This window comes from Actinoplanes sp. NPDC048967, from assembly GCF_040649415.1.
In the GTDB taxonomy this organism is placed as follows: Bacteria; Actinomycetota; Actinomycetes; order Mycobacteriales; family Micromonosporaceae; genus Actinoplanes.
In genome coordinates this window covers 1-7,145 of the sequence record NZ_JBEZFL010000020.1, presented here as the reverse complement: position 1 = coordinate 7,145, position 7,145 = coordinate 1, and the positions used below count along the sequence as shown (strand labels likewise).

Sequence of the window (7,145 nt, the reverse complement as noted above, 5' to 3'; positions counted from 1 at the left end):
CACCACCGGACACCACATCCCACAACCCCTCCGGCGACACCACCCCACCCGGCAACCGGCACGCCATCGCCACAATCGCCACCGGCTCCTCCGACACGCCCGGCCCGGCTGCCGGGATCGGCAGTGCGGTTCCGCCGTACACCTCGGAGCGCAGGAAGCGCGCGACAGCAGCGGGTGTGGGGTAGTCGAACGCGATGGTGGCCGGCAGCCGCAGACCGGTGGCGGCAACGAGCCTGTTGCGCAGCTCGACGGCAGTCACCGAGGTGAAGCCGAGGTCCTTGAAAGCACGCTCTGCGGGGACGGCCCCGGGCAGCCCGGTCAGCTCGGCCGCTTCCCGGCACACCAGATCGACCAGCACACGTACCTGGCCGTCCTGATCCAGGCCGTCGAGGCGGTCACGCAGCCCGCTGTCGCCGGGCAGGGTGACAGCCGGAGCTGGGGCGTCGATGAGCCGGCGGAGCACGGCGGGCACCCGGGTGCCGCGCGGTGCGACGGACGCGATCCGCAGTGCGACCAATGCCGAGTCGCCCATGGTCCGGGCCGCGTCCAGCATCGCCATGGCGTCCGGCGCGGCCAGTTCGCCGATCCACGAGGCGCCGGCGGTCGGGGTGGCGGATCCTGCCCAGGGGCCGAAGGACAGGGCGAGGGTCCGGCGCCACCGGGCCCGGTGGCGCCGGACGGCCACGCCGGCCAGCGCACCGGCCACGGCGACGGCAGGATCCCCGCCGATCAGGTCGGCGGCGGGGGCGAGTACGACCAGCTCGGCCGCGGGATCGGCGGGCGCCAGCCCGGCCAGCTCGGAGGCTCCGGTGACGAACGCCGCCAGCGCGTCGTCCGTGCCCGGGCGGCCCGGTGCATGCACCACGACCCCGATCGGCCGCTTGCCGGCGGCCAGCGCCGCGGCCAGTGCCTCCCGGTCCGCGACGTCGCACGCCACCAGGCGGACCTTGACGCCGAGCGCGGCCAGTTCCTCGCGGAGGGCGGCCGCGGGAGCGTCCGCGTCACCGCGCAGGCTGATCAGCAGCAGCCGCCGGGCACCGTGCGCCACGAGGCGGTGCGCTGTCGCGGCAGCGACCGGGCTGTCGGCTCCGGTGACAACCACCGTACGGCTGGGGTCGACGGTGCCGGGAGCGGCAGTGGCAGTGGACGACGTCGCCACCCGGACCAGCCGTGGGGCGAGCGCGACGCCGCCCCGTACGGCCACCTGCGGCTCACCTGCGGCCAGGGCACCGCGCAGCGCGTCAGTGGTCGCCTCGTCGACGGCGTCCACGTCGGCGACGAAGAACCGCTCCTCCCCGGCGGCCTGCAGTCCTCGGGCCAGTGCCCAGACGGCTGCCGGCCCGGCGGCCGGCTCCTCGCTGTCGCCGACGGTCACGCCGTGCCGGGTGAGCAGCAGGATCCGGGCGCCGGACACCTCCAGGGCCGCAAGCCGGGCGTGCGCGGCGCGAGCTGCCGCGATCGGATCACCGGTGGCATCCGGCAGGGCGAGGGCGACCACCTCCGGCGCCGGCTCGCCACCGGCGACGGCGGCCTCGAGCGCGGTCAGGTCCGGATAACGGCGGGCCAGCGTGGCCGGCGCCGACCCGGCGTCCCCGGCGTACGCCCATCCGCCGGTGTCTTCGGCCGCAGGGACCGGTGCTGACGGCAGCGGGATCCAGTCGAGGCGGAACAGATTCTCGTAGTGGCCGCCGGCGGTCGCCCGGAGCCGGGTGGGCCGGGTCAGCAGCACGTGCCGGGTGACCTTGCCGGAGGCTGTCCGGGGGATCTCGGCGATCTCGTACAGCTCCTCGGGCACCTTGAAGTAGGCGAGCCGGGCGCGGCAGGTGGCGTACACGGCGTCCGGATCGAAGCCCTCCCGGCCCGCCACGATGAACGCGACCGGGACCTCGCCGAGGATGTCGTGCGGCCGGCCGGCGACGGCGACGTCGGCGACGCCGGACACGGCCCGGATCGCCTCCTCGATCTCGGCGGGATGGATGTTCTCCCCGCCGCGGATGATCAGTTCCTTGATCCGGCCGGTGATGGTGAAGTACCCGGCGTCGTCCCGGCGGGCCAGGTCGCCGGTGCGGTACCAGCCGTCGTGGAACGCGGCCGCGGTGGCGTCGGGCTGGCCGTGGTAGCCGAGCATCACGCTGGTGCCGCGAACCCAGACCTCGCCCTCGGTGCCCGCCGGGACGTCGATGAGCGTCTCCGGGTCCACCAGGCGGACGCCGAGCCCGGGCACCGGCAGGCCGCAGGAGCCTTCGACCCGGGCGCCGGTCGGCCAGTTGATCGTGATGGAGCCGCACGTCTCGGTGCTGCCGTACGCGTCGATCAGCGGGGCACCGAACGCCTCCTCGAACGACCGGCGCAGCGCGGCGGTCGTGATGGCCCCGCCGACGAGGCAGACCCTCAGGTCGGGGGCGTCGAAGCCGCTTTCCCGGGCCGCCTCGACGAGATAGTGGTACATGGTGGGGACTCCGGCGAGGAACGTGGCGGAGGTCTCCCGGATCGCGTCCAGGACCTCGGCGGCCGAGATGCCGTCGACGATGCGGGCCGAAGCGCCGACGGAGGTGACGGCCAGCACGCACGCGATGTGCGCAAGGCTGTGGAAGAGGGGCAGCGGCCACACCACCCGGTCCTGATCGGACAGTCCGGGGATGGGCACGTAGCAGGCGGCGACGGACCACAGGCAGCTGCGCTGCGTCGACAGCACGCCCTTGGGCCGGCCGGTGGTGCCCGAGGTGTAGAGCATCCAGGCGACATCGTCGAGCCCCAGGTCGTCGCGGGCGGGTACGGCGGGGTCGGTGGTGACGAGGGTGGCGTACGCCGTGGCACGCGCCGGCACGGCTGCGCTGCCGGTGACGACGAGCCGGATGTGCGGACGCTTCGGCAGCAGCTCGCTGATGAGCTCCGCGCGGGCGGGATCGGCGATGACCACCCGCACCCCGCTGTCGTCGAGCAGATAGGCGATCTCATCGGCGGTCAGCCGGGGATTCAGCGGCACCCCCACAGCGCTCGCCCGGGTGATCGCGAGGTAGCTCTCCACCGCTTCGACGCAATTGCCCATCAGGATCGCCGCGCGGTCGCCGGGCTGCAGGCGCAGCGCGGCGAGGTGTCCCGCGAGCCGGCGGGTCCGCAGCTCCAGCTCCCCGTAGGTGACGCTCTGCCGCGCGTCGCTGAAGGCGACCTTGTCCGCGTAGCGATCGGCATGTGCCCGCAGGGTCTCGGACAACGGCCGGATCAGCTCGGTACGCAGCATGGGACCACACCTCTCGGTCGAACCGTGATGACGGCGGCGGCGCGCGGAGGCGAGCCGTACCGTTGCCGAGTCTGGTGCGGGACCAGCCGCTCACGTCCCCTAATCACCCCCCTATGCGGACCCTGAGTTGTGCCGGGTCGTCGGGAGTCAGTGGGTGAGCAGCGCCTCGAGATGACGCAGCATGCGCGAGCTGTCCGGGCGGTGCCCGGTGAAGAGGGCGAAGCCGCGGGCGGCCTGGAGGGCGAGCATCCCCCCGCCCGGGAGCGTCCGGCAGCCGAGGGCACGAGCGTGCCGCAGCAGCGGCGTCAGCGCCGGGCGGTACACGATGTCGGCCACCCACATACCGGGGCGCACCCGCTCCGGCGGCACCGGCATGCCGGGATGAGCGGTCATGCCGATCGGCGTGGCATTGACCAGTCCGTCGACGGGCTCACCGGTATCGCCGAGAACGACGCTGTCCGGTCCGAAGTGGTGGGCCAGCATCGTCCCGAGGCGCTCGGCCCGCACCGGATCGGGATCCACCAGGCTGAGCCGTCTCGTTCCGGCGTCCAGCAACGCGTGGCCGACCGCCGCGCCCGCCCCGCCCGCCCCGAGCAGGACCACCCGGTCGCGCGCCGCGCCCGGCAGCCCCGCCGAGAAGCTGTCGGCGAAGCCGCCCCGGTCCGTGTTGTGCCCGACGGCCGCCTCTCCGTCGAACACGATCGTGTTGACCGCGCCGAGCCGCGCCGCGTCCGGGGACAATCGGTCGAGCAACGGCACGACGCTCTGCTTGCACGGGTACGTGACGTTGAGCCCGCGGAACCCGAGCCGCCGGGCGACCCGCAGCAGCTCCGCGAGCTCGGCCACCGCGGGTCGCTCACCCACCTCGACGGGCTGGTAGTGGACGGTGAGCCCGAGTTCGGTGGCCTCGCGCTCGTGCAGGGGCCGGCTCAGCGAACCGCCCACGTCGGCGCCGATGAGCCCGACCAGGAACCGCATGCCGGTCCGCTCCTACGAGGCCGCGGAGAACCGCGGGCCGGTGTCGAGGGCCTGGATCAGCTCCAGGAACCCGTCACCGTGCTCGCGCCCACCGCCCGTACGATGCAGGGCGTCCCGGGCGATGGCCTGGATCCGGCCGGAATGGCGTCCGGCCGCGGCAGTCAGGCTGATCGCCTCCCGGTAGTGGTGTTCCGGAAGGTCCGGACACCGGCTGGAGGCCCACTGCTCGGCCCAGCGAGCCGCGCGCAGGTGCCGTTCGGCGCGCGCCGACCGGGGCATCTGGGCGTACGCGACCTCCCGGACCACCATGTGCCGGAAGGCCGACACGGGTTCACCGATGTCCGTGCGATCGCCGACGCGGTAGAGGAAGTCACGGCGTTCGAGATATTCGAGGCAGCGCGTGACTTCGGCGATGTCGCGGCCGCCGACCGCCGCCACCGCGGACGGCCATACCGTCTCACCGATGACCGCCGCGTCCCGCAGGACCGCCTTCTCGACCGGCGGCAGAGTATCCAGACGGGCGGCGATGACGCTGCGCACCGGCGGCGGCAGCGAGAGGACGTCGCCTTCCTCGCCCTGCCAGCGCTCCCCCCGGCTCGACGCCTCCTCGGCCATCTCGCGGTGCATGCGGAAGTACTCGACCGCGAAAAGCGGGTTGCCACCGATGCGGGCGAACAGTTCCACGCACCCGTCGGTGTTCGGCCGGCGGCGCCCGGGCGACGGCTCCGGCCCGGCGCAGAGGTCGTAGCGCACGGCCAGGGCCTTGAGCAGGCGGCGGGTTCCCTCGTCCGACAGCGGTTCGAGGGTCAGCATGAAGGCGTTGCGTTTGCCGCCGCTCCAGTACGGCCGGTGCAGCAGCATCTCCGACCGGGCGGTGGTGAGCACCAGCAGGGGGATCCGGGCCGTCCGATCGACGAAGTGCTCGACGAAGTCCAGAAACCTCTTGTCGGCCAGGTGCAGATCCTCGATGGCGACGACGAGCGGTGCGGTGATGGCGATCTCTTCGAGCAACCGCCGCCAGGCCGCGAGTGTGTCGTCGCTCGGTGAGCTGCCCTTCTGCTTGTGGTCGCGATCGCTGATGGAGATGCCGAGCAGCGGCCGCAGGTGAGCGAGGATCCGGTCGGCCGCCTCCGGGTCGGCGACCAGGCCGTGGACGGCCTCACTGAGCCGGCGGCGGGCGACCACGTCCGGATCGGTGAAGGTGATCCCGGCGAACGACCGGACCACCTCCGCGAGGACCGTGGTGGTCACGTCGACGCCGAAGGCCGGCGCCCGGCCGGCCAGCCAGCGCATCCGGCCGGGAGACCGGGTGACCCGCTGACGCAGCTCCTCCACCAGACGGGACTTGCCGATGCCAGGCTCGCCGAGCACGGTCACCAGATGCGGCCGGCGGTGCTGGCGCACATCGTCGAGCAGGTTGCTCAGCGCCACGATCTCGCGGTTGCGCTCCAGGAACGGGATCCCGTCCAGCTCGGCGGTCTCCGCGCTGGCGGTCAGCACGAGATCGCCGCCGTCGCCTCCGGTGGCGAACGCGAAGGTCCGCTCGGTGGCCTCCCGGGTGACCCCGCACACCCGGATCTGCCCGCCCGGGGCCAGCTCGACCAGGCGCTGAGAGAGGTCGAGCAGGCCACCGGTGACCTCGACGGCGTCGGGATCGGCTGCGCTGCGGCTGGTGACGAGCACCTCGCCCGTGGCGACGGCGAGGCTGGCGCTGACGGCCGGTTCGGCCGAGTCACCCTCGCCCAGCAGGTCGAAGCGGTCGCGGACCGCCATCGCAGCCCGCACGGCCCGCTCGGCGTCGTTCTCCCGGGTGCGGGGCACCCCGAACAGGGCGACCCACCCGGAGCCCACCGCCCACAGCCCCTGCACGACTCCGCCGAACCGTTCGACCTCGTCGCGGAATCCCAGGGTGAGTGCCTCCAGCTTCTCGTCGACGGCCTCGGGATCGTCGCCGAAAGCGGGCCTCAGACTCACCCGCACCTGCAGCACACTGATCCGTTTCCGTTCGGCGGCGGCCTCCCGCGGCTCGGACCCGGCGAGATCCGGGGGCCGCGGCGGTGCCGCCTCGGAGTCCCCGGCGATGCGGAGGCCGCCCACCGGGCGTCCCGGCTCGGCCCCGGCGGTCTGCGGGCCGGTCGCCTCGATGGCCGCCCGGTCGGCCGGCGCGGCGAGGCCCGGGTCGTGGGACAAGATCGCACGCTCCAGCTCCTGCAGCTCGCGGCCCGGGTCCAGGCCGAGCTTCTCGGCCAGCGCCGCACGGTTGCGGCGGTAGACGGTCAGCGCGTCGACCTGCCGGCCGCACCGGTACAGGGCGAGCATGAGCTGCCGGCACATCCGTTCGCGCGGAATGTCCGCGTCGGCGACGATCTGCTCAAGGTCGTTGACGACGGCCACGTGCCGGCCGACCGCCAGCTGCGCCTCGGCGTAGTCCTCGAGGGCGGACAGCCGGGCGTTCTCCAGCATGGTCAGGTCGGCCCAGCCGATGCCGCTCTCCCTGAGGTCGGCGAGCGCCGGACCGCGCCACAGTGCCAGGGCCGACCGCAGCGCGGTCTCCGCGTCCTCCCACTCGGCGGCGGCCGAAGCGGTCCGGCCCTGGTCGACGAGCGCCTGGAAGCGCAGCAGGTCGACGTCCTGCGGTTCGACCCGCAACACGTATCCGGGTGCGTGGGTGAGGAGCGCCGTCGTGCCGTCGGCATGGTCGGCCAGCACGGTCCGCAGGCCGGAAACGGCGTTCTGCAACATCTTGCGGGCGGTGATCGGCGGATCCTCGTCCCACAGTGCCTTGACCAGATGACTGGTCGCGACAACGGTGTTCGCCCGCAGCAGCAGGGCACCGAGGGTGGCTCGTTGGTTGAAACCGCCGAGCGGCACGACAGCGTCGGCGGACAGTGCTTCGAGCGGGCCCAGCACGTTGAACCTCATCGCG

General features: G+C 73.4%; 3 protein-coding genes. All 3 read right to left on the bottom strand.

Translation table 11 applies throughout. The features are described 5' to 3' along the window. On the bottom strand, positions 1–3,241 hold a 3,241-nt coding region (locus AB0C12_RS44020), incomplete at its 3' end, for an SDR family NAD(P)-dependent oxidoreductase (protein ID WP_360557214.1). A 147-nt stretch (positions 3,242–3,388) separates the two neighbouring features. Next, positions 3,389–4,219, bottom strand: a complete 831-nt coding sequence (locus AB0C12_RS44015) for a shikimate dehydrogenase (protein WP_360557213.1) — start codon at positions 4,217–4,219, stop codon at positions 3,389–3,391. Positions 4,220–4,231: 12 nt separating this feature from the next. Further along, positions 4,232–7,145, bottom strand: a 2,914-nt coding sequence (locus AB0C12_RS44010; RefSeq protein ID WP_360557211.1) for a BTAD domain-containing putative transcriptional regulator, incomplete at its 5' end; no start/stop codon positions are given.

What these genes read in the sequence shown, in the direction of transcription:
- AB0C12_RS44015 (WP_360557213.1), bottom strand. Translation starts at nt 4,219, where the DNA reads ATGCGGTTCCTGGTCGGGCTCATCGGCGCCGACGTGGGCGGTTCGCTG.